Here is a 21,400-nt window from a genome sequence, read left to right as displayed (position 1 = left end):
CAGGCCCCCCCTCGCGCGTACGCAACGGTGCCCCATGATTATGGGGTGTCCCCAGCCCCTGACGACATGCACACGGAGCAGTTGATCAATACCTCAAGGGCGATCCGGGAAGCGGTGGCCGTTTTGTCGGCGGCCGGAGTGGCCTCGCCGCGCGTGGATGCCGAAATTCTCACCGCCCACGTATTGGGACTGCCCCGTTCGAAGCTGGCCCTCGCGCCGGATCTCGACCCGGCCCGCGCCGGACGGCTGCGCGATCTCGTCGCGGCACGGGCCCGGCGGGTACCGCTCCAGCACCTCACCGGAGTCGCGCCGTTCCACCACGTCGAGGTCGCGGTCGGGCCGGGGGTGTTCGTACCGCGCCCCGAGACGGAACTGCTCGTCGAGTGGGGCCTGGGCGCGCTCTCCGGGGCCGTGCTCTTCAGCCCCGTGGTCGTCGACCTGTGCAGCGGGTCCGGCGCGATCGCCCTCGCCGTCGCCGCCGCCCGCCCCGCCGCGACCGTGTACGCGGTCGAGCGGGACCCGGCGGCGCTGGAGTGGCTGCGCCGCAACGCGTCCGGCAGCAACGTCCGGGTCGTGGCGGGCGACGTCACCGACCCCGGCGTGCTGGCCGACCTGGACGGCACGGTTGACCTGGTGCTGTGCAACCCGCCGTACGTGCCCGCCGGCACCCCGGTACCGCCGGAGGTCGCCGGCTTCGACCCGTACCCCGCGGTTTTCTCGGGGGAGGACGGCCTGGACCTGATCCGCGACCTGGCGCCCCGGGTGGCCCGGCTGTTGCGGCCGGGCGGCTGGTTCGGCGTCGAGCACGACGACACCCACGGCGAGGCCGTGCCGGCGCTGCTGCGCGCGGAGGGTCGCTTCGAGGCGATCGCGGATCACCGGGACCTGGCGGGGCGGCCGCGGTTCGCCACGGCGCAACGCCTGAGAACTCACGTGACAGACTCTTCGTCGTGATGCTCTACGACTGCACCAAGCCTGACGAGCGGGCTCGCGGGATCGCGGCGGCCGTGGAGGCCGTCCAGCGCGGAGACCTGGTCGTGATGCCGACCGACGCGGTGTACGGCATCGGTGCCGACGCCTTCAAGACGTGGGCCGTGCGCTCGCTGCTCAACGCCAAGGGCCGCGACAGCGCGACGCCGGTACTCGTCGGCTCCCGGCACACCCTCGACGGCCTGGTGTACTCGCTGTCGCCCGCGGCGCGCGACCTGGTGGAGGCGTTCTGGCCGGGCGCTCTGACGATCGTGGTCCAGCACGCGCCGAGTCTCCAGTGGGACCTGGGCGACGGCGGCAGCGGTACGGTCGCGGTGCGGATGCCGCTGCACCCGGTCGCCCTGGAGGTGCTCCGTGAGACCGGCCCCATGGCCGTCTCCAGCGCCAACAAGGCGGGGCAGCCGCTGCCCCGGACGGTCGAGGAAGCGCGGGAACAGTTGGGCTACGCGGTCAGCGTCTACCTGGAATCGCCGCAGTTCTTGGATCTTCCGTCGAGCACGATCGTCGACCTCACCGGTGACACGCCCCGCATGCTGAGGCCGGGGGCGATATCGCTGGAGACCCTGCGGACGGTCGTGCCCGAGATGCGGGCGCCGGAGGAAGCCTGACCTCGCGTCGGAGTCGGCGGACCGGGCTAGGCGATCTGTTCGTTCTCCACCGCGCGGCGGACGGCGGCCTCGCTGACCGGCCCGACCCGCAGGATCTCGACGTCACCGGCGGTGATGCGAGCGAGGGTCGACGCCGAGCTCTGCGTGATGGAGGTCTTGTCCTCCAGTACGGGAACGATCTCGTCGTCGGGCCATTCCAGCGACTCGAGTTGGGTGCGATCGAGGGGCAGGCTCTCCTCGCCCGAGCGGTTGAGGCTGGTCGCGGTCACCGGCTCACCGAGCAGCGCGACGACCTGGAGCGTCGCCGGATGATCCGGCACGCGGATACCGACGGTGCCGTTGAGGGTGACAAGTGAGGTGGGGAGACGGCCGGACTGGGGGACGACGATCGTCAGCGGCCCGGGCGTGAACTCGCCCATCAGGCGCGCCGCCAGCGGGGAGATCTCCGCGAACTGCTGGGCCATCGCCAGCGACGCGACGGCCACATGCATGGGGTTGGACAGGCTGCGTTGCTTGGCGTGGAAGACCTTCGAGACCGCGGCGGTATCGGTCGCGGCGGCCGCGATCATGTACCCGGTCTCGGTCGGCAGCACGGCGAGCCCACCCCGTCGCAGGATGTCCGCGATCCGAGCGGCTTCGCCGAACGTGAGCAACTTGCCAGGTGTGGCCGAGGCGTACTCAAACTTGGTCACTGCTCTCCCAATCGACATCGCCTGCGGCAGCTCGTACCGCTGGTGCGACAAATCGCGACAGTCTGTGATCCGTCAATCGTACTGTGGCGTCCCGAGCGTAGACTTTCGACGCCATGATGACCGGATCTTCCATCGCCTCGGACTCGTAGTGCCGCCGTTCTCGATCCTGCACGTCTGCATGGGCAACATCTGCCGGTCGCCGATGGCCGAGCGGCTGCTCGTCGTCGCCGCCCGGGACCTGGCCGGGGACAAGGCCGACGACCTGCTGTTCGTACACAGCACGGGTACCGGCGGCTGGCACGCGGGGGACAGGATGGACGCCGCCGCGGCCCGTCAGGTGCTCGCCCGCGGTGGTGAGATCGAGACGTTCCGCGCCCGCCAGCTCGCCGCCGAGCACATCGAGGCGTCCGATCTGATCCTGACCGCGACCGCCGAGCAGCACGAGTTCGTACAGGTTCTCGCCCCGGACGCCGCCGACCGCGCCTTCGTGCTGGGGGAGTTCGGCCGGCTGCTGCGGCAGGTCGACCTGTCGGCGCTGCCGCCCGCCGAGCCGGCGCCCGACGCGGTGTACGCCCGTGGGGTGGCGCTGGTGTCCGCGGTCGCGGACCTGCGCGCCGACCAGCCGCCGCGGCCCGGGGACGACCTGGACGATCCCTGGGGCCGCGGCCACCGCTACTTCGGCCGGGTCGCCGACGAGATCGAGGAGACGGTACGACCCCTGGCGGCGGCGCTGTTGGGCGCCTAAGCCGCGGGGTCCGCCCGCTCGGCGGTACGGGCGATGTTGCGGGCCATCCCGCCGAAGATCACCGCGTGGAACGGCCGGACCGCGGCCCAGTACGCGTGCCCGGCCAGGCCGCGGGGGAGGAACACGGCCCGCTGGCGGTACCGGCTGCGTCCGTCGCGATCGTGCTCGTCGCACACGCGCATCTCCAGCCAGGCCCGTCCCGGCAGCCGCATCTCCGCGCGCAGCCGCAGCAGCGAGCCGGGCTCGATCTCCTCGACCCGCCAGAAGTCGAGCGCCTCGCCGACCTGCAACCGGTGCGGGTCGCGCCGGCCACGGCGCAGCCCGACCCCGCCGACCAGCCGATCCAGCCAGCCGCGTACGGACCACGCGAGGGGGAACGAGTACCAGCCGTGCTCGCCGCCGATCGCCTCGATCACCCGCCACAGACGCCCGGCCGGGGCGTGCACGGTCCGCTCCCGGTCGTCGGTGTAGGTGGTCCCGCCCGACCAGGTCGGGTCGGTCGGCAACGGCTCGCTCGGCGCGCCCCACCACGTCGCCGTCGACCAGCGGGTCTCGACGTCGGCGTCGCGGATGCGGCGCAGCGCGAGCCGGACAGCCTCGTCGAACCCGGTCGGCCCTTCGGGCGGGTCCGGTATGTACTTGGCGATGTCGTGTTCGTCGCAGACCGCCTCGTGGATCAGGCTCGCCACCAGGGGGCGGGCGATCGCGTTCGGTACCGGCGTGACCAGCCCGACCCACAGCGCGGACAGGTTCGGCGTGAGCGGCCGTACCCGCAGGAGGACCCGTCGCCGCAGGCCGGCCACGGCCGCGTGCCGCTGCATGAGGTCGGCGTACGTGAGGACGTCCGGACCGCCGATGTCGAAGGCGCGGTTCGTCTCGGCCGGGAACGACCCGGCCGCCGCGACGAGGTAGTACAGCACGTCCCGGATCGCGATCGGCTGGATCCGGTTGCGCACCCACCGCGGTGCGACCATGACCGGCAGCCGCTCGGTCAGGTACCGCAGCATCTCGAACGACGCCGACCCCGAGCCGATGATCACCGGTGCCCGCAGCACGACCGCGGGGACGTCGCCGGCGAGCAGGATGCCGGCGACCTCGGCCCGGGAGCGCAGGTGCGCCGAACCGGCACCGTGGCCGGTGGGTGCGGGGCCGCCGAGGTAGACGATCCGGCGTACCCCGGCCGAGGCCGCAGCGGCGGCGACGTTGGTCGCGCCTGCCCGGTCGATCTCCTCGAAATCCCTCCGACCGAGCGAGTGGACCAGGTAGTAGACGACGTCGACCCCGGCGAACGCGGGCAGCAGCGTCGCCGGATCGTTCACGTCGCCGGTGACGATCTCCACCTGGCCGGCCCACGGCACGTCGCGCAGCCGCCGGGCGTCCCGGGTGAGGCACCGTACGTCGTGGCCGGCGGCGAGCAGTCGGGGTACGAGCCGGCCGCCGACGTAGCCGGTCGCTCCGGTGACCAGACAGCGCATACCTCAAGGATCTCTCCAAGGTGGCCGTAGACTTTCCGGAATGACCACCATCGCGACCTCAGCGGGGCCCGGGCGGATCCGCCGGCGGCTCAACCACGTGCCGGCCGGCCTGGTCGGGTGCGCGGTGGTACTGGTGGCCGCCGTCCCGATCGCCGCGATGACGCACGGGGCGTCCGGTGCCCTCGGTGCCGCCATCGGCGTGCTCGGGGTCGCGGTGAGCTACGTCCTCTCCGGCCTGGCCGTGGCGTGGGCGGACTCGATCGACACCCAGCTCGCCATGCCGGTGGGGCTGGCGACGTACGCGATCAAGTTCAGCCTGCTCGGCGCCCTGCTCATCGCGGTGGGCGGAAGCACGTGGCCCGGCCTGCACCCGATGGCGTTCGCGATCCTCGCCGCGGTGTTCGGCTGGAACGGCGCCCACCTGTGGTGGATCACCCACGCCAAGATCCCGTACGTGGAGATCGACCCTCAGTAGTCGAGCGGCCCGGCGGTAGTCGCCCCCGCGGGTCACGTTCACGACTTGCAACGACGGACATCTGGACTCCTGCGCCACGCGGAGTAATGTTGTCGCTCGCCGGTTGAGCCCCCGGAGATGCATCGCACACCCCCGCGCGTCAACACGCGGGGGTCGAGTCACGGGCGCGGATTCCCGGCTGATATGTTTCCCGCGTCATGTCCGATGACCAGTCCCCCCAGCAGCAGGGTGCCGCCGGCGCGAACGCCGGTTACGCGGCGCTCGGTTATCTGATGGGCGGGATCGGTATCTGGGGCTTCCTCGGCTGGCTGCTCGACAGCTGGCTCGGGCTGCCGCACATCGGACTGATCCTTGGTTTGGTCGTCGGCACTGCGGCGGCGATCTACTTGATCGTCAAGAGACTGGGCGCATAGCGCCGGGCGAACGAAGGGTGGTGCGGTGAGGCAGCTACCGGCGGTACTCGCCGAGGGCGGGGCACATTTCCCGCCGAGTGTCGAGGAGTTCTTCCTGCCTGGACTCGGTGGGCAGCCATGGGTCTCCAAGATCACGGTGCTGCTGTGGGCGGGCATCGCGTTGGTGATCCTGTTCTTCCTGATCGCCTACCGCAGCCCCAAGCTGGTCCCGTCGAAGGGGCAGTGGATCGCCGAGTCGATCTACGGCTTCGTCCGCGACGGCGTCGCCCGGGACGTGATCGGCCGTGAGGGTCTGCGCTTCGCGCCGTACCTGACGTCGCTGTTCCTGTTCATCCTGGTCTCGAACATCTGGGGCATCATCCCGCTGGCCCAGATCTCGCCGATGTCGCACATCGCCTTCCCGGCTCTCCTCGGCCTGCTCTCCTGGGTGATGTACAACTACGTCGGCATCCGCAAGCACGGCTTCGCCAAGTACATCAGGCTGAACACCCTCCCCCCGGGGACGCCGTGGTGGGTCGCGCCGATCCTGATCCCGATCGAGTTCTTCTCGAACCTGGTCCTCCGGCCGATCACGCTCGCGATCCGGCTCTTCGCCAACATGTTCGCCGGCCACCTGATCCTGCTCGTCTTCACGCTCGGCGGCTTCGCGCTGCTCGGCGCCAACGCGGTCATCCTGAAGCCGGTCTCGCTGGTGTCGTGGGTGCTCGCGGTCGGACTGACGCTGTTCGAGGCGGTCATCGCGGTGCTGCAGGCGTACGTCTTCGTCCTGCTCACCGCCGCGTACCTGCAGGGCGCGCTCGCCGAAGAACACTGATCCACAACTGACTTGCGCAACCCCTGGCAATAACTGCCAATCCAACGACGCGTGACAAGCACGCGCCAGTCCCAGGAGGAAATCCCGGAAATGGATCTCGCAATCACCGGTAGCCTCGCCGCCATCGGCTACGGCCTCGCCGCCATCGGCCCCGGCATCGGCGTCGGCATTGTCTTCGCCGCCTACATCCAGGCGTCCGCCCGTCAGCCCGAGTCGGCTGGCTACAACCGCACCTGGCTGTTCATGGGCTTCGCGCTCTCCGAGGCGCTGGCTCTGATCGGCATCGCGCTGGGCTTCGTCTGGTCCGCGGGCTGATCCGTCAGTAACGAGGGGAGTACCCCATGCACCTTTACTTTCTCGCTGAGGGCGCTGCCGAACAGCCTCCGAACCCGATCATCCCGATCTGGCAGGAGATCGTCGTCGGCGCGGTCGGTTTCGCCCTGCTCTGCTTCGTCCTGATGAAGTACGTCTTCCCCCGCATGGAGGAGACGTTCCGGGCCCGCGTCGAGGCCATCGAGGGTGGCATCAAGCGGGCCGAGGAGGCGCAGGCAGAGGCGAGCACGCTGCTGCAGCAGTACCGCGAGCAGCTGGCCGATGCGCGCAGCGAGGCGGCGCGCATCCGGGACGAGGCGCGCGCCGACGCGGCCGGCATCCGGGACGAGATCCTGGCCGGTGCCCGCGAGGAGTCCGAGCGGATCATCAACGCCGGCCGGGAGGCGCTCGCCGCCGAGCGCTCGACGACCGTCCGTGAGCTGCGCGCCGAGGTGGGCAAGCTCGCGGTCGACCTGGCCAGCCGCATCGTCGGTGAGTCCCTGGAGGACGAGGCCCGTCGTCGCGGCACGGTCGAGCGCTTCCTCGCCGAACTGGGTGAGGGTACGGAGCCGGCCGGGGCTGGGGGTCGGCGCTGATGGAGCCGGCCGCCATCCGCGAGCAGTACGCCGCGGTTCAGGATCGGCTCGACGGCCTCGCCGCCGGTGCTGACCCGGAGCGGCTGCGGCAGCTCGCCGACGAGGTGCTGATGGTCGCCCGGCTGATGAACCGTGAGCCCCGGCTGCGCCGGGCGCTCGCCGACATCAGCCGGCCGACCGTCGCCCGGGTCGACCTGCTGCGGCAGCTGCTGTCCGACAAGGTCAGCGACGACACCCTCGCCCTGCTGACCGACCTGGTCAGCGGGCGCTGGGCGGTGCCGAGCGCGCTGCTCGACGCCACCGAGCGGCTCGGTGTCGACCTGCTGCTCGCCGCCGCGGAGCGCGACGGCGAGCTGACCGACGTCGAGGACCAGCTGTTCCGGTTCGGGCAGATCGTCGAGGGCAGCCAGTCGCTCGCCCTGGCGCTCGGTGATCCCACAGTGGAGGTCGAGCGGCGCGCCGAACTGCTGCGTTCGCTGCTGGAGGGCAGGGCGAAGCCGACGACCGTACGCCTGGCGGAGCTGGCCCTGACCGGTTTCGGCGGGCGTTCGCTGCTCACCGCGCTCACCCGGCTCGTCGAGTTGGCGGCCGCCCGGCGCGACGCCTCGGTCGCCTACGTCGTCGCGGCGGTGGTGCCCACCGAGGCCGAGGAGCGGGCGTTGGCCGACAAGCTGACCCAGATGTACGGTCGTCAGGTATCCCTGAAAGTCGAGGTCAAGCCCGAGGTCATCGGCGGGATGAGGGTTCGGATCGGATCTGACCTCTACGACGGGACCGTGCAGCGCAGGCTCGCCGAGGCGCGCGCCCTGCTCGCCAGATAACGATGAGAATCGATTTTCCTCGGGTAGCCCGAGCCGAGACTAGAGGAAGCAGAGGATGGCCGAGCTGACCATCTCCTCCGACGAGATCCGCAACGCTCTTGAGCGTTACGTCTCGTCGTACACGCCCGAGATGACCCGCGAGGAGGTCGGCATCGTTGCCGACGCGGGCGACGGCATCGCCCACGTCGAGGGCCTTCCCTCGACAATGGCCAACGAATTGTTGGAGTTCGCCGACGGCACCCTGGGTGTCGCGCTGAACCTCGACGTCCGCGACATGGGTGTCGTGGTCCTGGGCGACTACACCGGTATCGAGGAGGGCCAGCAGGTCAAGCGCACCAAGCGGGTGCTCTCGGTACCCGTCGGTGACGGCTTCCTCGGTCGCGTGGTCGACCCGCTGGGTCAGCCGATCGACGGCCTTGGCGACATCGAGGCCGAGGACGTCCGCGAGCTGGAGCTGCAGGCGCCCAACGTGATGGCGCGCCAGCCGGTGAAGGAGCCGCTGCAGACCGGCATCAAGGCGATCGACGCCATGACGCCGATCGGCCGTGGCCAGCGGCAGCTGATCATCGGTGACCGCAAGACCGGCAAGACCACGATCGCGATCGACACGATCCTCAACCAGCGCGACAACTGGCGCTCGGGCGACCCGAAGAAGCAGGTCCGCTGCATCTACGTCGCCATCGGCCAGAAGGCGTCCACCATCGCCTCGATTCGGGGGACGCTGGAGGAGCAGGGCGCGCTGGAGTACACGACGATCGTCGCGTCCCCGGCGAGCGACCCGGCCGGCTTCAAGTACATCGCCCCCTACACCGGTTCGGCCATCGGCCAGCACTGGATGTACAACAGCAAGCACGTCCTCATCGTCTTCGACGACCTGTCGAAGCAGGCCGAGGCCTACCGCGCCGTGTCGCTGCTGCTGCGCCGCCCGCCGGGCCGCGAGGCCTACCCGGGTGACGTCTTCTACCTGCACTCCCGGCTGCTGGAGCGCTGCGCCAAGCTCTCCGACGAGCTGGGCGGCGGCTCGATGACCGGCCTGCCGATCATCGAGACGAAGGCCAGCGACATCTCGGCCTACATCCCGACCAACGTCATCTCGATCACCGACGGCCAGATCTTCCTGGAGGCCGACCTGTTCAACCAGGGCGTGCGTCCGGCGATCAACGTCGGTACCTCGGTGTCTCGCGTCGGTGGTTCGGCGCAGGTCAAGGCGATGAGGAGCGTCTCGGGCCGGCTGCGCCTGGACCTCGCGCAGTACCGCGAGTTGGAGGCGTTCGCCGCGTTCGCGTCGGACCTGGACAAGGCGTCGCGGGCTCAGCTCGAGCGCGGTGCGCGCCTGGTCGAGCTGCTCAAGCAGCCGCAGTACTCGCCGTACTCGGTCGTCGAGGAGATCGTGTCGATCTGGGCCGGCACCACCGGTCAGCTCGACGAGATCCCGGCGAGCGACGTCCGCCGCTTCGAGCAGGACTTCCTCGCCCACCTCCGCCGCCACCGGTCGGAGCTGCTGACCTCGCTCGCCGAGACCAACGTCCTCGACGACGACACGGTCAACGCCCTGACCGAAGAGGTCACGAAGTTCAAGCAGGCCTTCCTGGCCAGCGAGGACAACGTGCGGGTCAACGAGGCGCCGGCCGAGGCGATGGCTGAGGGCGTCGAGAGCCAGGAGACGGTCACCCGCCAGGTGCGGCCGAAGGCACAGGCGTAGCGGATGGCTGGTCAGATTCAGTCGCTGCGTCGGCGGGTTCGCTCGACGCGGTCGACCGCGAAGATCACCAAGGCGCAGGAACTGGTCGCCACCAGCCGGATCGCCAAGGCGCAGGAGCGGGTCGAGGCGGCCCGCCCCTACGCCGAGGCGATCACCGGGGTGCTGACCGCACTGGCCAGCAACGCCAACGTCGACCACCCGCTGCTGGTTCCCCGGCAGCGGGTGCGTCGGGCCGGCGTGCTTGTGGTGACCAGTGACCGCGGCCTTGCCGGCGCCTACAACGCCAACGCGATCCGCACGGCCGAGGAGCTGATCGCCCGGCTGAGGGCGGACGGCAAGCAGGTCGCGCTGTACGTCATCGGCCGCAAGGGCGCGTCGTACTACCGGTTCCGCAACCGTGAGGTCGCGGGCAGCTGGACCGGCTTCTCGGAGCGGCCCAGCTTCGAGGACGCCCGTGAGGTCGGCCAGACCCTCATCGAGGCGTTCGTGGCCGGTGCCGACGACGCCGACGGCAACGCCGACGGTGTCCAGGGTGTGGACGAGCTGCACGTGGTCTCCACGCAGTTCAAGTCCCTGATGACCCAGGAACCGGTCGCCCGGTTCCTCGCGCCGATGCAGGTCGAGGAGCGCGAGGAGAGCGGGCCGATGCCCGCCTACGAGTTCGAGCCCGAACCGGACGAGCTGCTCGACGCGCTGCTGCCGAAGTACATCAACACGCGCATCTACGCGGCGTTGCTCGACTCCGCGGCGAGCGAGTCGGCCTCTCGCCGGCGCGCCATGAAGAGCGCGACGGACAACGCGCAAGAGATGATCCGGACCCTGACCCGCCAGATGAACTCGGCGCGCCAGGCCGCGATCACCCAGGAGATCAGCGAAATCGTCGGCGGCGCGAACGCGCTTGCCGCGGCTGGAGATGAAGTGTGATGACTGTTATTGAGAAGGATGCCGCAGGCACCAAGACCGGCGTCGGCCGCGTCGTCCGAGTCATCGGCCCGGTCGTCGACGCCGAGTTCCCGCGCGACGCGATGCCCGACATCTTCAACGCGCTGCACACCGAGGTCGAGCTCGCCGAGGGCAAGCGGACCCTGACGCTCGAGGTGGCTCAGCACCTCGGTGAGAACATGGTCCGGGCGATCTCGATGCAGCCGACCGACGGCCTGGTCCGGGGCACCGAGGTCAAGGACACCGGTTCGGCGATCAGCGTGCCGGTGGGCGACGTGACCCAGGGGCACGTCTTCAACGCCCTCGGCCAGGTGCTCAACGCCGACGAGAGCAAGCTCGAGATCACCGAGCGCTGGCCGATTCACCGGAACCCGCCGGCGTTCGCCGACCTCGAGCCGAAGACCGAGATGCTGGAGACCGGCATCAAGGTGATCGACCTGCTCGCCCCGTACGTCAAGGGCGGCAAGATCGGTCTGTTCGGCGGTGCCGGCGTGGGCAAGACGGTGCTCATCCAGGAGATGATCATCCGGGTTGCCCGTAACTTCGGTGGTACCTCGGTCTTCGCCGGCGTGGGTGAGCGCACCCGCGAGGGCAACGACCTGATCCTGGAGATGGACGAGTCCAACGTTCTCGAGCGGACCGCGCTGGTCTTCGGTCAGATGGACGAGCCGCCGGGCACCCGGCTGCGGGTGGCACTCGCGGCGCTGACGATGGCGGAGTACTTCCGCGACGTCAAGAACCAGGAAGTGCTGCTCTTCATCGACAACATCTTCCGGTTCACCCAGGCGGGTTCGGAGGTGTCCACCCTGCTCGGCCGCATGCCGTCCGCGGTGGGTTACCAGCCGACCCTGGCCGACGAGATGGGCCAGCTGCAGGAGCGGATCACCTCCGTCCGTGGCCGCGCCATCACGTCCCTGCAGGCGATCTACGTGCCCGCCGACGACTACACCGACCCGGCGCCGGCCACCACGTTCGCCCACCTGGACGCGACGACCAACCTGGAGCGGTCGATCTCCGACAAGGGCATCTACCCCGCGGTGGACCCGCTGGCCTCGACCTCGCGGATCCTCGCGCCCGAGTACGTCGGTAACGACCACTACACCGTGGCCCGTGGCGTCCAGCAGATCCTCCAGCGGTACAAGGACCTGCAGGACATCATCGCGATTCTGGGCATGGACGAGCTGTCCGAGGAGGACAAGATCGTGGTGGGCCGAGCCCGCCGGATCGAGCGCTTCCTGTCCCAGAACACGTACGCCGCCGAGCAGTTCACCGGTACGCCGGGCTCGACCGTCCCGCTGAAAGAGACGATCGAGGCGTTCAAGAAGATCAGCGAGGGCGAGTACGACCACTTCCCTGAGCAGGCCTTCTTCATGTGCGGTGGGCTCGAGGACCTCGAGCGCAAGGCGCACGATCTGATGAAGTAGTACGTTGTGCGCAAGCGGGCCGGTCCTTGTGGGCCGGCCCGCTCGTACATTGGGCCCGTCACGTTCGGTTGGCCCCACTGGCCCGGTGATCCGGGCCGTTGATTACACTCGGACGATCCCGTCCTGGCGCTAGAGGAGAAACCGCGTGGCCAGTCAGGTGCACGTCGAGGTCGTGTCCGTCGAGGAAAAGGTGTGGTCCGGCGAGGCCGACATGCTGATCGCACGCACGACCGAGGGTGAGCTCGGTGTCATGCCCGGTCACGCTCCGTTGCTGGGGCAGCTGGCCGAGCCGAGCCAGGTACGGATCAAGCTCTCCGGTGGTGGCGAGGAGGCTTACGACGTCTCCGGCGGCTTCCTCTCCGTGACGGAGAACGGCGTCACGGTCCTCGCTGAGGACTGTGCACCGGCCGCCACCCAGGCCACCGCGCACTGAGCCGGGGGCGGCGCCGGTGAAGATCTTGGAGTTGATCGGCATCGGTGTGTTCGCCCTGCTCCTGGGGTTGGCCCTGCTCTTCCTCCGGCGCGGGTTCATCGCCCGCAGCGTCGGCACCATCGAGATGAGCTGGCGGCTCAACACGGTCGTACCCGGCCGGGGCTGGTCGCCCGGCATCGGCCGGTTCATGGGCGACGACCTCCGGTGGTACCGGATGTTCAGCTTCTCGCCGCGCCCCCGGCGCACGCTGTCGCGCCGGGCCCTGATGATCGAGAGCCGTCGGGTGCCGGACGGGCCGGAGTGTCTCGCGCTCGCACCCGACTGGATGATCCTCCGGTGCGTCAGCGACGACACGCTCGTCGAGATCGCCATGGCGGAGTCGACGCTCGCCGGATTCCTGTCGTGGATCGAGGCCGTCCCACCAGGGACGGTCTCGACGCGTATGGCGGCCCAGTAGCACCTTCCCGTCCGTTGTCGGGTCACCTGACCCGGGTCAGGTAGCGCCTTTCCCGGGCCGGCTCAGGCACGGATGTTTCAACCCTCCGCCACGAGTTCCGCTTCGAACCCGTCCCGGTCGACCAGGTAGGCGGCGTAGTGGTCGGAACCGCCGGCGTACGGGTACCGGTCGGCGAACAGCGGTGACCAGCCGTGCCCAGGCGCCTCGACGGCGAGCGCGTCGACCCGGTCCCGGGGGCCGGCGTGCAGCGCGAGGTGGTTGAGGCCGGGCCGGAGCCGGTCGTGCTCGGGGGCGCTCAGCGCAGGCGAACGCTCCATGACGATGTACGCGCCGTCGAGGCGCCATGAGCGCCCGGCGTCCCAGCGCTGGTACGGCTGCCAGCCGAGCGCCCCGAGCAGCCAGCCCCAGCTCGCCTCGGCGCGGTCGAGGTCGGGCACCCACAACTCGACGTGGTGGATTCCGCTCATGGGAGAGGGCTCACGACGAGGGCCGCTCGCCGCCGGGGACCCACTTCACGTCGCCGTCGGGGTTGGCGGCCCGGCCCAGGATGAACAGCAGGTCGGACAGGCGGTTGAGGTACTTGGCCGTCAGGGGGTTGGTGCGCTGCGGGTCGTCCTCGTACACCGCCCACGCCGCGCGCTCCGCCCGCCGGCACACCACCCGGGCCACGTGCAGCAGCGCCGCGCCGGGCGTACCGCCGGGCAGGATGAAGGAGTCCAGTTTGGACAGCTTGGCGTTGTGCTCGTCACACCAGCCCTCGAGCCGCGTGATGTAGTCCTCCGTGACCCGCAGCGGCGGGTACTGCGGTTCTTCGACGATCGGATTGCACAGATCCGCGCCGACGTCGAACAGGTCGTTCTGCACGATCCCGACGACGCGCCGCAGGTCATCGGGGAGTTGACCAAGCGCGAGCGCCACTCCGAGCGCGGCGTTGCACTCCTCGACGTCGGCGTACGCGGCGATCCTGGGGTGCGTCTTCGGCACCCGGCTGAAGTCGCCTAGTCCGGTTGTGCCGGCGTCGCCGGTTTTCGTGTAGATGCGGGTCAGGTGGACGGCCATGTCTGCAAGGGTACGGAGACGGCTCTACGATGGCCCGCGTGGACCTGATCCGTGTTGTTGGTGGTGCCCGTCTGGCTGGCGAGGTGCCCGTCGTGGGCGCGAAGAACTCGGCGCTCAAATTGATGGCCGCGGCGCTGCTCGCGCCGGGCCGAACCGTGGTGACGAACGTGCCGCGCATCACCGACATCGCGATCATGGCCGAGGTGCTGCGGCGCCTGGGCTGCGACGTCACCCTGGAAGACCACCGGGCACTGATCGACACCCCGGAGGAGCTGGGCAGCGAGGCCGACTACGACCTCGTACGCCGGCTGCGCGCCTCGATCTGTGTGCTCGGCCCGCTGGTGGCGCGCTGCGGGTACGTGCGGGTGGCCTACCCCGGCGGTGACGCCATCGGCTCGCGCGGCCTCGACATGCACGTCGACGGCCTGCGGCGGATGGGCGCCGAGGTGACCAGCGAGCACGGATTCGTGATCGCGTCCGCGCCGCGGCTGCACGGCGCCACGATCTGGCTCGACTTCCCCAGCGTCGGCGCCACCGAGAACCTGCTGATGGCGGCCGTACTGGCCAAGGGGACGACGGAGATCGACAACGCGGCGCGGGAGCCGGAGATCGTCGACATCTGCGACATGCTCATCGCGATGGGCGCGAAGATCGACGGGGCCGGCACGTCACAGCTCGTCGTCGAGGGCGTCGACCGCCTGGAGCCGGTCACCCACCGTACGGTCGGGGACCGCATCGTCGCCGGTACCTGGGCGTTCGCGGCGGCCATGACCCGCGGTGACGTGAACGTGGTCGGGGCCGAGCCCAGCCACCTGGAGATCGCCCTGGACAAGCTCGCGAACGCCGGCGCGCGGGTCGACGCCGGTGCCGGGCAGTTCCGGGTACGGATGGACGAGCGTCCCAGGGCGGTCGACGTCGTCACCCTGCCGTACCCGGGGTTCGCCACCGACCTGCTGCCCATGGCCATCGGCCTGGCCTCGGTCAGCGAGGGCGCCTCGCTGGTGACCGAGAACATCTTCGACGGCCGGTTCTCGTTCATCAACGAGATGTCCCGGCTGGGGGCCGACATCCGTACCGACGGCCACCACGCGGTGGTACGGGGACGGGAGCGCCTCTCCGGTGCGCCGGTGCGCGCGACCGATATCCGGGCCGGTGCGGGGCTCGTCATCGCCGGGCTGTGCGCGGAGGGCGTGACCGAGGTCGGCGACGTGTACCACATCGACCGGGGGTACCCGAACTTCGTCGCGGACCTGCTGGCGCTGGGAGTGCCGGTGGAGCGGGTCAGCGTCCCCGATGAGGAGCAGTTCGGGTTCTGACCGGCTGCCGGTTACAGAACCCAGCTCACCATCCGGCGCGCCTGCTCATACTCACGGGGGAAGACCAGCACGCGGGTCAGCCCGTCGCCACCGCTGGCGACGGTCGCGCGTACCCCGCCGGCCTTGAGCAGGTCGCGGACCCGGCGGCCGGTGTCGAGTGACTCGACCAGGACGACGGTGCGCAGGAGGCCGTAGTCGTCGAGTCGGGCCCCTCGGGGAGACGGGCGCCTGGCCGGAGGCGTCTCGCGGGAGGCCGCGAGGGCGCGCAGGATGACGGTGAGCGCCACGCCGGTGGCGAGAGCGATCAATGCGGCCAGGCAGTAGACAGCGACGTAGACAAGCACCGTAACAGTGTGTCAGCAAATCACTACTTTTCGTATTCGTCCAAACGGCCATACCTCCGGCCTCATGCGGGGACACGACTTAACGAGCGGTAAGGTGCCTGCGAATGCCGGCCCACCGCGGTGTGGAGGCGGCGGCGCCCCAGCACGGTGCGTGGAGATGGCGCCAACGGATGCGAGGGAGGGTCTGCAGATGGCGGGTCGACTGGCGGTCATCGGAGCCGGTCTGATGGGGGCCGGAATCGCTCAGGTCGCCGCGCGGGCGGGCTGGGAGGTCACGCTGCGCGACCTGGACGACGCGGCGGTACGGCGTGGGCTGTCCGGCATCCGCACGTCGCTGGAGAAGTTCGCCGCCAAGGGCACGATCACGGGCGAGGACGTCGAGGCCGCGCTGGACCGGATCACGCCGACCACCGACCTGGAGGCGGCCGCCGACGCGGACATCGTCGTCGAGGCCGTGTTCGAGCGCCTCGAGATCAAGCAGGATGTCTTCCGCGAGCTGGACCGGATCTGCAAGACCGACGCGGTACTCGCGACGAACACCTCGGCCATCCCGGTCACCCAGATCGCGGCGGCCACCTCGCGGCCCGAGTCGGTCGTCGGTACCCACTTCTTCTCGCCGGTACCGATGATGAAGCTCTGCGAGCTGGTACGCGGCTACAAGACCTCGGACGATACCCTGGCCCGGGCGCGCGCCTTCGCCGAGGAGATCGGCAAGACCTGCATCGTGGTCAACCGGGACATCGCCGGCTTCGTCACCACCCGGCTCATCTCCGCGCTGGTCGTGGAGGCGGTCAAGCTGGTGGAGAGCGGCGTGGTCAGCCCGGAGGACCTGGACACCGCCTGCCAGCTCGGCTTCGGCCACGCGATGGGGCCGCTGGCCACGACCGACCTGACCGGGGTCGACGTGCTGCTGCACGCGACGAAGAACATCTACAACGACACCGCGGACGAGAAGTTCTTCCCGCCGGAGCTGCTGGCGCGCATGGTCACCGCCGGCGATCTGGGCCGCAAGACGGGTCAGGGCTTCTACTCGTACTGATCCTGGTTTCAGTCCTCGTCGGTCCAGCGGAACGTCAGCAGGCACAGGATCAGGCCAGCGACGCACCAGACGCCCAGCACGAGCGCGACCCGGCCCAGCTCCCACGAGTGCGCGACCTCGCGCTGCGCGAACGAGTCCGGCAGGAACACCGACCGCAGCCCCTGGGTCATCCACTTCAGCGGGAACAGCGCCGCGACCTGCTGCATCCACCCGGGCAGCGCGGTGAAGACGATGAACACCCCGGAGATGATCTGCAGTACCAGCGCCACCGGGGTCGTCATCGAGGGCGCCGCGCGGCCGCTGCGGGCCAGCGACGAGTACGCGATGCCGAGCAGCGTGCAGGCGGTGACGCCGAGCAGGCTCACCCAGCCGAACGTGAGCCACTTCGTCGGGCTCGACGGCAGCGGCAGGTCGTAGAACGCGACCGCCATCGCGAGCAGGACCGCGGTGCTGATGGCACTGATCACCAGCACCATCACGATCTTGCCGATGAAGTACGCCGACCGCGGCATCGGCGTACCGACCAGCCGCTTCAGTACGCCCCGGCTGCGTTCGATCGGGATCTGGATCGCCAGGTTCTGGAAGCCGGTGGCCAGGAAGCCGGAGGCGATCATGCCGGTAACGAAGTACTGCGACAGGCTCACGCCTCCGCCGGCGGAGCCGTGGAAGGCAGCACCGAAGATCAGGACGATGACGACCGGGAAGAGGAGCGTGAAGACCAGGTACGCGCGGGTGCGCGCGAACTGCTTGAGCTCCAGGACGCCTCGGCTCAGCCCGAGGGCCAGTGCACCCGGGCGCCGGTTGGCCGCGCGGGTGACCGACTGGTCAGCGACTGTGGTCATGCCGCCTCCTCCTTACCGATCATCGCCAGGTAGACGTCTTCCAGCGTGGGCCGGCTGACGGTGAGGCCCGGTACCTCGCCGCCGAACCGCTCGGCGAGCGCGTTCACCACCGCCGTGGGCGTGTGGGTGCGCTCCGACTCCGTACCGTTCGGGCCCTGCCAGCTCACGGTCGCCGTCGCCGTGCGCCGGTCGCCCAGGTCCGCAGGGGCGGCCAGGGCCACCATCCGACCCTTCGCGATGACGCCCACCCGGTCCGCCAGCGCCTCGGCCTCGTCCAGGTAGTGCGTGGTGAGCAGGATCGTGGTACCCGCGGCAGCCAGGCCCCGGATCAGCTCCCAGAACTCCCGGCGCGCCTCCGGGTCGAATCCGGTGGTCGGCTCGTCGAGGAACAACAGCTCCGGGCGGCCGATGATGCCGAGCGCCACATCCAGGCGCCGCTTCTGCCCGCCGGAGAGCTTCTCCGCGCGGGCGTCGCGCTTGCCGGTCAGCCCGACCCGGTCGATGACCTTGTCGGGGTCGTCGGCGCCTCCGTAGTACCGGGCGAAGTGGTGCACCACCTCGGCCACCGTGAGCTCCTCGAACTCGCCGGTGCTCTGGAGCACGATGCCGACCCGGGACCGCCATTCCGCCGTCGCGGCGCGGGGATCGGTACCCAGTACCCGGATCTCGCCGGCGTCGGCCCGCCGGAAGCCCTCCAGGATCTCCACGGTGGTGGTCTTGCCCGCGCCGTTCGGTCCGAGCAGCGCGAACACCTCGCCTCGCGGTACCGCGAGGTCGAGGCCGTCGACGGCGACGGTCGACCCGTACGCCTTGCGTAGACCGCGCACCTCGATCGCCAGGTTTTCCTTCACGGCGTCCACTATGTCTCGCGGCTCCGCAAGAACACGGACCGGGGCCTTGTCGCGCGCCCCCGGCAGCGGTGAGGATTGTCACGGGTCCAAGCCAAGTTACCGCTTAGTAAACTTCGGTGACGAAGTCCTGGGACGGCGGAGGTTGGCCATGTCCGACGCAATCCGGCTTGAGCAGCCCGACCGACCGTGGGTGATGCGCACCTACGCCGGCCACTCCTCGGCCGCGGCAAGCAACGCACTGTTCCGCCGGAACCTCGCCAAGGGGCAGACCGGCCTGTCGGTGGCGTTCGACCTGCCGACGCAGACCGGGTACGACCCGGATGACGAGATGGCCCGCGGTGAGGTCGGGCGGGTCGGCGTGCCCGTGGCCCACCTCGGCGACGCCCGCGCGCTCTTCGACGGCATCGATCTCGCCGCCGCGAACACGTCCATGACGATCAACGCGCCGGCGATGTGGCTGCTCGCGCTCTACGTGACCGTCGCCGACGAGCAGGCTGCGCCGCGTGAGAAGCTCGCCGGCACCACGCAGAACGACATCATCAAGGAGTACCTGTCCCGCGGGACGTACATCTTCCCGCCGGGGCCGTCGCTGCGGCTGACCACCGACGTGATCGCGTGGACCGTCGCGAACACGCCCAAGTGGAACCCGGTCAACATCTGCTCGTACCACCTCCAGGAGGCCGGCGCGACGCCGGTCCAGGAGGTGGCGTTCGCCCTCGCGACCGGGATCGCGGTGCTCGACGCGGTGCGCGACTCCGGCCAGGTCGAGCCCGATCAGATCGGCCGGGTCGTCGAGCGGATCTCGTTCTTCGTCAACGCCGGCGTGCGCTTCGTCGAGGAGATGGCGAAGATGCGGGCGTTCGGCCGGCTGTGGGACGAGATCACCCGCGAACGGTACGGCGTCACCGACGCCAAGCAGCGCCGCTTCCGGTACGGCGTACAGGTCAACTCACTCGGCCTGACCGAGGCGCAGCCGGAGAACAACATCCAGCGCATCGTGCTGGAGATGCTCGGCGTGACCCTGTCGCGCAACGCCCGCGCCCGCGCCGTACAGCTTCCGGCCTGGAACGAGGCGCTCGGCCTGCCCCGCCCGTGGGACCAGCAGTGGTCGCTGCGGATGCAGCAGGTGCTGGCGTTCGAGTCCGACCTGTTGCAGTACCCGGACCTCTTCGACGGCTCGCACGTGGTCGAGGCGCTGGTCTCGGAGATCGCCGACGGCGCCCGCGCGGAGCTTTCGACCGTGCTCGACATGGGCGGCGTGGTCGCCGCGGTCGAGACCGGCTACCTCAAGAGCGCCCTGGTCGCTTCGCTGGCCGAACGGCGGCGGCGGATGGAGTCCGGTACCGACGTCGTCGTCGGGGTCAACAAGTTCACCGAGACCGAGCCGAGCCCGCTGACCGCCAGCGGCGCCAACCACATCGAGCAGGTCGACCCGGCCGTGGAGGCCGCCGCCATCGAGGGCGTCAAGGCGTGGCGCGCCCAGCGTGACGAGGCGGCGGCAGCCGCCGCGCTGGACCGGCTGCGGGCGGACGCCGCCGGTACCGCCAACCTGATGGAGGCGACCCTCGAATGCGTCCGCGCGGGCGTGACGACGGGGGAGTGGGCCGGGGCGCTGCGGGAGGCGTACGGCGAGTACCGCGCCCCGACCGGCCTGAGTTCCGGCGGCGCTCTGGGTGAGACCGCCGCCGGCTCCGCGCTGGCTGAGGTCCGGTCACGGGTACAGGCGACCGCCGCCGACCTGGGCGCCGCCCGGCTGCGGATGCTGGTCGGCAAGCCGGGCCTGGACGGGCACTCCAACGGCGCCGAGCAGATCGCGGTACGCGCCCGCGACGCCGGCTTCGAGGTCGTGTATCAGGGCATCCGGCTGACTCCGGCGCAGATCGTGTCCGCGGCCGTGGCCGAGGACGTCGACCTGGTCGGGCTGTCCGTGCTGTCCGGCTCGCACCTGGACGCCGTGCCGGCCGTACTCGAGGGACTTCGTCAGGCCGGCCGTCCCGACCTGCCGGTCGTGGTCGGCGGCATCATCCCATCCGACGATGCCGAGACGCTGCGCAAGGCCGGAGTGGCGCGGGTGTTCACGCCGAAGGACTTCGCGCTCAACGACATCATGGGCGAACTGGTGACCGTGGTACGGGAGGCCAACGGGCTGGCCTGAGTCGGCCCATGGGCGTTCAACCGTCCTCGTCCGCGCCCAGGTCGTTGATCGCTGCGGTGATCAACGACCTGGCCGCCGCGCCGTAGACGGCCATCGAAGACAGCTCTGCGAAGGTACGCGCGTAGACGGCGATCTCGCGTGGCTGAGTGATCGTCAGTTCAGCGCTCGGAGTCTCGATTTCGACCCGATCTTCGTCGAAGATCCAGAAGCCCGGGCTCGACCACATGGTCCGGTCGATGTTCGCCGGGATGATCCCGAGCGAGACCGACGGGAACGAGGCGACGTTGATCAGGTGGCCAAGTTGTCCGGCCATCATCTCCGCGCTGCCGATCCTGCACCGCAGCGCCCACTCCTCCAGGATGACGGCGAACCGGTGCTCGCCGGAGTGGACGACCCGTTGCCGGTCCATCCGCGCGGCCACCGCCTCCTCCCGGTCATCAGGGATGCCGTTGAAGGCCATGATCCGCCCCAGCAGCGTCCTCGCGTAGTTGGGCGTCTGGAACAGGCCGGGGATCGCGCCTGGCTCGTAAATGCGGAACAGGCGGGTCCGCTCATAGAGCGGGACCCGGGATTTCTGATGGTGGCGCATGCCGGTGCGCGTCAGGCGCCGCAACTCGACATACATCCCCTCGACCGCACGGAGCGAGGCGACCATGTCGTCCACCTGATCGGTCGCACCGCAGTGGCCGCACCAGGCGCGGATGTCGGCTGCCGAGGGGGGCGTCACCCCATGCTCGATCCGGGAGACTTTTGATGGATGGCGCCCCATCAGACGGCCGAGGGTACGTGCGGACAGGCCAGCCTCGACGCGGATGTCACGCAGCCGCTGGCCGAGGGCCTGCCTGGCCTGTTGCACATTGGATGAAGGCGACGACGACACGGAATGAGTGTGACG

25 protein-coding genes are annotated in these 21,400 nt (G+C 70.0%); 17 read left to right on the top strand and 8 right to left on the bottom strand.

Going from position 1 to position 21,400, the window contains the following annotated elements; genetic code table 11:
* Nucleotides 1–66 precede the first annotated feature (66 nt).
* Both prmC and Pme01_RS02110 read left to right on the top strand, forming a co-directional pair.
* Entirely contained in the window at nt 67–954 is an 888-nt protein-coding gene (prmC, locus tag Pme01_RS02115) for a peptide chain release factor N(5)-glutamine methyltransferase (protein WP_203935389.1), read from the top strand.
* Nucleotides 954–1,598 (top strand): L-threonylcarbamoyladenylate synthase, encoded by a 645-nt coding sequence (locus Pme01_RS02110; protein WP_168113411.1) that lies wholly within the window; start codon nt 954–956, stop codon nt 1,596–1,598. Before prmC ends, Pme01_RS02110 begins: the two co-directional genes overlap by 1 nt.
* 26 nt (nt 1,599–1,624) lie before the next feature.
* Here the strand turns inward: Pme01_RS02110 and Pme01_RS02105 are convergent, their stop codons facing one another.
* Nucleotides 1,625–2,290 (bottom strand): L-threonylcarbamoyladenylate synthase, encoded by a 666-nt coding sequence (locus Pme01_RS02105; protein ID WP_168112925.1) that lies wholly within the window; start codon nt 2,288–2,290, stop codon nt 1,625–1,627.
* Between the two features lie 148 nt (nt 2,291–2,438).
* On the opposite strand from Pme01_RS02105, the gene Pme01_RS02100 reads away from it, so the two are divergent.
* On the top strand, nt 2,439–3,035 hold the full coding sequence (locus Pme01_RS02100) for an arsenate reductase/protein-tyrosine-phosphatase family protein (protein ID WP_168112926.1): 597 nt from the start codon (nt 2,439–2,441) through the stop codon (nt 3,033–3,035).
* Here Pme01_RS02100 and Pme01_RS02095 read toward each other — a convergent pair.
* Nucleotides 3,032–4,510, bottom strand: a complete 1,479-nt coding sequence (locus Pme01_RS02095; RefSeq protein WP_168112927.1) for an SDR family oxidoreductase — start codon at nt 4,508–4,510, stop codon at nt 3,032–3,034. The two genes, Pme01_RS02100 and Pme01_RS02095, sit on opposite strands and share 4 nt — an antisense overlap.
* A 40-nt stretch (nt 4,511–4,550) precedes the next feature.
* Between Pme01_RS02095 and Pme01_RS02090 the strand changes: the two genes are divergently transcribed.
* From Pme01_RS02090 to Pme01_RS02040, 11 genes are all read left to right on the top strand, one after another.
* Nucleotides 4,551–4,985 carry a hypothetical protein gene (locus tag Pme01_RS02090; protein WP_168112928.1) on the top strand — a complete coding sequence of 145 codons (435 nt, stop codon included), beginning with the start codon at nt 4,551–4,553 and terminating at the stop codon, nt 4,983–4,985.
* Between the two features lie 197 nt (nt 4,986–5,182).
* On the top strand, nt 5,183–5,398 hold the full coding sequence (locus Pme01_RS02085) for an AtpZ/AtpI family protein (RefSeq protein WP_168112929.1): 216 nt from the start codon (nt 5,183–5,185) through the stop codon (nt 5,396–5,398).
* Between the two features lie 25 nt (nt 5,399–5,423).
* Nucleotides 5,424–6,212 (top strand): F0F1 ATP synthase subunit A, encoded by a 789-nt coding sequence (gene atpB, locus Pme01_RS02080; RefSeq protein WP_168112930.1) that lies wholly within the window; start codon nt 5,424–5,426, stop codon nt 6,210–6,212.
* A 90-nt stretch (nt 6,213–6,302) separates the two neighbouring features.
* Complete coding sequence (gene atpE / locus Pme01_RS02075; protein WP_168074150.1) at nt 6,303–6,527, top strand: ATP synthase F0 subunit C; 225 nt, start codon at nt 6,303–6,305, stop codon at nt 6,525–6,527.
* Nucleotides 6,528–6,553: 26 nt separating this feature from the next.
* Complete coding sequence (locus tag Pme01_RS02070; protein WP_168112931.1) at nt 6,554–7,120, top strand: F0F1 ATP synthase subunit B; 567 nt, start codon at nt 6,554–6,556, stop codon at nt 7,118–7,120.
* Nucleotides 7,120–7,941, top strand: a complete 822-nt coding sequence (locus tag Pme01_RS02065) for a F0F1 ATP synthase subunit delta (protein ID WP_168112932.1) — start codon at nt 7,120–7,122, stop codon at nt 7,939–7,941. The genes Pme01_RS02070 and Pme01_RS02065 overlap by 1 nt, the downstream gene beginning before the upstream one ends.
* Nucleotides 7,942–7,996: 55 nt before the next feature.
* Complete coding sequence (gene atpA / locus Pme01_RS02060) at nt 7,997–9,643, top strand: F0F1 ATP synthase subunit alpha (protein ID WP_168112933.1); 1,647 nt, start codon at nt 7,997–7,999, stop codon at nt 9,641–9,643.
* Nucleotides 9,644–9,646: 3 nt separating this feature from the next.
* Entirely contained in the window at nt 9,647–10,567 is a 921-nt protein-coding gene (locus Pme01_RS02055; protein ID WP_168112934.1) for a F0F1 ATP synthase subunit gamma, read from the top strand.
* Entirely contained in the window at nt 10,567–12,009 is a 1,443-nt protein-coding gene (gene atpD, locus Pme01_RS02050) for a F0F1 ATP synthase subunit beta (protein WP_168112935.1), read from the top strand. The genes Pme01_RS02055 and atpD overlap by 1 nt, the downstream gene beginning before the upstream one ends.
* Before the next feature lie 145 nt (nt 12,010–12,154).
* Nucleotides 12,155–12,442 carry a F0F1 ATP synthase subunit epsilon gene (locus tag Pme01_RS02045; protein ID WP_168112936.1) on the top strand — a complete coding sequence of 96 codons (288 nt, stop codon included), beginning with the start codon at nt 12,155–12,157 and terminating at the stop codon, nt 12,440–12,442.
* Nucleotides 12,443–12,458: 16 nt separating this feature from the next.
* The gene (locus Pme01_RS02040) at nt 12,459–12,899 is read left to right on the top strand and encodes a DUF2550 domain-containing protein (RefSeq protein ID WP_168112937.1); all 441 of its coding nucleotides are present in this window, start codon (nt 12,459–12,461) and stop codon (nt 12,897–12,899) included.
* Nucleotides 12,900–12,976: 77 nt separating this feature from the next.
* Here the strand turns inward: Pme01_RS02040 and Pme01_RS02035 are convergent, their stop codons facing one another.
* Nucleotides 12,977–13,366 (bottom strand): VOC family protein, encoded by a 390-nt coding sequence (locus Pme01_RS02035; RefSeq protein WP_168112938.1) that lies wholly within the window; start codon nt 13,364–13,366, stop codon nt 12,977–12,979.
* A gap of 10 nt (nt 13,367–13,376) precedes the next feature.
* A complete protein-coding gene (locus tag Pme01_RS02030; RefSeq protein ID WP_168112939.1) occupies nt 13,377–13,958 on the bottom strand; it encodes a cob(I)yrinic acid a,c-diamide adenosyltransferase in 582 nt (193 codons plus the stop codon).
* 29 nt (nt 13,959–13,987) lie between these two features.
* On the opposite strand from Pme01_RS02030, the gene murA reads away from it, so the two are divergent.
* Complete coding sequence (murA, locus tag Pme01_RS02025; RefSeq protein ID WP_168112940.1) at nt 13,988–15,274, top strand: UDP-N-acetylglucosamine 1-carboxyvinyltransferase; 1,287 nt, start codon at nt 13,988–13,990, stop codon at nt 15,272–15,274.
* 11 nt (nt 15,275–15,285) lie between these two features.
* Here the strand turns inward: murA and Pme01_RS02020 are convergent, their stop codons facing one another.
* A complete protein-coding gene (locus Pme01_RS02020) occupies nt 15,286–15,618 on the bottom strand; it encodes a hypothetical protein (protein WP_168112941.1) in 333 nt (110 codons plus the stop codon).
* A 190-nt stretch (nt 15,619–15,808) separates the two neighbouring features.
* Between Pme01_RS02020 and Pme01_RS02015 the strand changes: the two genes are divergently transcribed.
* Nucleotides 15,809–16,657, top strand: coding sequence for a 3-hydroxyacyl-CoA dehydrogenase family protein (locus Pme01_RS02015; RefSeq protein WP_168112942.1), 849 nt, complete (start codon nt 15,809–15,811; stop codon nt 16,655–16,657).
* 8 nt (nt 16,658–16,665) lie between these two features.
* On the opposite strand, the gene Pme01_RS02010 is transcribed toward Pme01_RS02015, so the two are convergent.
* Nucleotides 16,666–17,499 (bottom strand): ABC transporter permease, encoded by an 834-nt coding sequence (locus tag Pme01_RS02010; RefSeq protein WP_168112943.1) that lies wholly within the window; start codon nt 17,497–17,499, stop codon nt 16,666–16,668.
* Nucleotides 17,496–18,350 carry an ABC transporter ATP-binding protein gene (locus tag Pme01_RS02005; protein WP_168112944.1) on the bottom strand — a complete coding sequence of 285 codons (855 nt, stop codon included), beginning with the start codon at nt 18,348–18,350 and terminating at the stop codon, nt 17,496–17,498. Before Pme01_RS02005 ends, Pme01_RS02010 begins: the two co-directional genes overlap by 4 nt.
* 148 nt (nt 18,351–18,498) lie before the next feature.
* On the opposite strand from Pme01_RS02005, the gene Pme01_RS02000 reads away from it, so the two are divergent.
* The gene (locus Pme01_RS02000) at nt 18,499–20,505 is read left to right on the top strand and encodes an ethylmalonyl-CoA mutase (RefSeq protein WP_168112945.1); all 2,007 of its coding nucleotides are present in this window, start codon (nt 18,499–18,501) and stop codon (nt 20,503–20,505) included.
* Between the two features lie 16 nt (nt 20,506–20,521).
* Here the strand turns inward: Pme01_RS02000 and Pme01_RS01995 are convergent, their stop codons facing one another.
* The gene (locus tag Pme01_RS01995) at nt 20,522–21,385 is read right to left on the bottom strand and encodes a helix-turn-helix domain-containing protein (protein WP_168112946.1); all 864 of its coding nucleotides are present in this window, start codon (nt 21,383–21,385) and stop codon (nt 20,522–20,524) included.
* Nucleotides 21,386–21,400: the final 15 nt, after the last annotated feature.

It is taken from the genome of Planosporangium mesophilum, from assembly GCF_016863255.1.
GTDB lineage: Bacteria > Actinomycetota > Actinomycetes > Mycobacteriales > Micromonosporaceae > Planosporangium > Planosporangium mesophilum.
This window is presented reverse-complemented; position numbering and strand designations above follow the sequence as displayed.

What these genes read in the sequence shown, in the direction of transcription:
- prmC (WP_203935389.1), top strand. Translation starts at nt 67, where the DNA reads ATGCACACGGAGCAGTTGATCAATACCTCAAGGGCGATCCGGGAAGCG.
- Pme01_RS02110 (WP_168113411.1), top strand. Translation starts at nt 954, where the DNA reads ATGCTCTACGACTGCACCAAGCCTGACGAGCGGGCTCGCGGGATCGCG.
- Pme01_RS02095 (WP_168112927.1), bottom strand. Translation starts at nt 4,510, where the DNA reads ATGCGCTGTCTGGTCACCGGAGCGACCGGCTACGTCGGCGGCCGGCTC.
- Pme01_RS02090 (WP_168112928.1), top strand. Translation starts at nt 4,551, where the DNA reads ATGACCACCATCGCGACCTCAGCGGGGCCCGGGCGGATCCGCCGGCGG.
- Pme01_RS02085 (WP_168112929.1), top strand. Translation starts at nt 5,183, where the DNA reads ATGTCCGATGACCAGTCCCCCCAGCAGCAGGGTGCCGCCGGCGCGAAC.
- atpE (WP_168074150.1), top strand. Translation starts at nt 6,303, where the DNA reads ATGGATCTCGCAATCACCGGTAGCCTCGCCGCCATCGGCTACGGCCTC.
- Pme01_RS02070 (WP_168112931.1), top strand. Translation starts at nt 6,554, where the DNA reads ATGCACCTTTACTTTCTCGCTGAGGGCGCTGCCGAACAGCCTCCGAAC.
- Pme01_RS02065 (WP_168112932.1), top strand. Translation starts at nt 7,120, where the DNA reads ATGGAGCCGGCCGCCATCCGCGAGCAGTACGCCGCGGTTCAGGATCGG.
- atpA (WP_168112933.1), top strand. Translation starts at nt 7,997, where the DNA reads ATGGCCGAGCTGACCATCTCCTCCGACGAGATCCGCAACGCTCTTGAG.
- Pme01_RS02055 (WP_168112934.1), top strand. Translation starts at nt 9,647, where the DNA reads ATGGCTGGTCAGATTCAGTCGCTGCGTCGGCGGGTTCGCTCGACGCGG.
- atpD (WP_168112935.1), top strand. Translation starts at nt 10,567, where the DNA reads ATGACTGTTATTGAGAAGGATGCCGCAGGCACCAAGACCGGCGTCGGC.
- Pme01_RS02035 (WP_168112938.1), bottom strand. Translation starts at nt 13,366, where the DNA reads ATGAGCGGAATCCACCACGTCGAGTTGTGGGTGCCCGACCTCGACCGC.
- Pme01_RS02030 (WP_168112939.1), bottom strand. Translation starts at nt 13,958, where the DNA reads ATGGCCGTCCACCTGACCCGCATCTACACGAAAACCGGCGACGCCGGC.
- murA (WP_168112940.1), top strand. Translation starts at nt 13,988, where the DNA reads ATGGCCCGCGTGGACCTGATCCGTGTTGTTGGTGGTGCCCGTCTGGCT.
- Pme01_RS02015 (WP_168112942.1), top strand. Translation starts at nt 15,809, where the DNA reads ATGGCGGGTCGACTGGCGGTCATCGGAGCCGGTCTGATGGGGGCCGGA.
- Pme01_RS02010 (WP_168112943.1), bottom strand. Translation starts at nt 17,499, where the DNA reads ATGACCACAGTCGCTGACCAGTCGGTCACCCGCGCGGCCAACCGGCGC.
- Pme01_RS02000 (WP_168112945.1), top strand. Translation starts at nt 18,499, where the DNA reads ATGTCCGACGCAATCCGGCTTGAGCAGCCCGACCGACCGTGGGTGATG.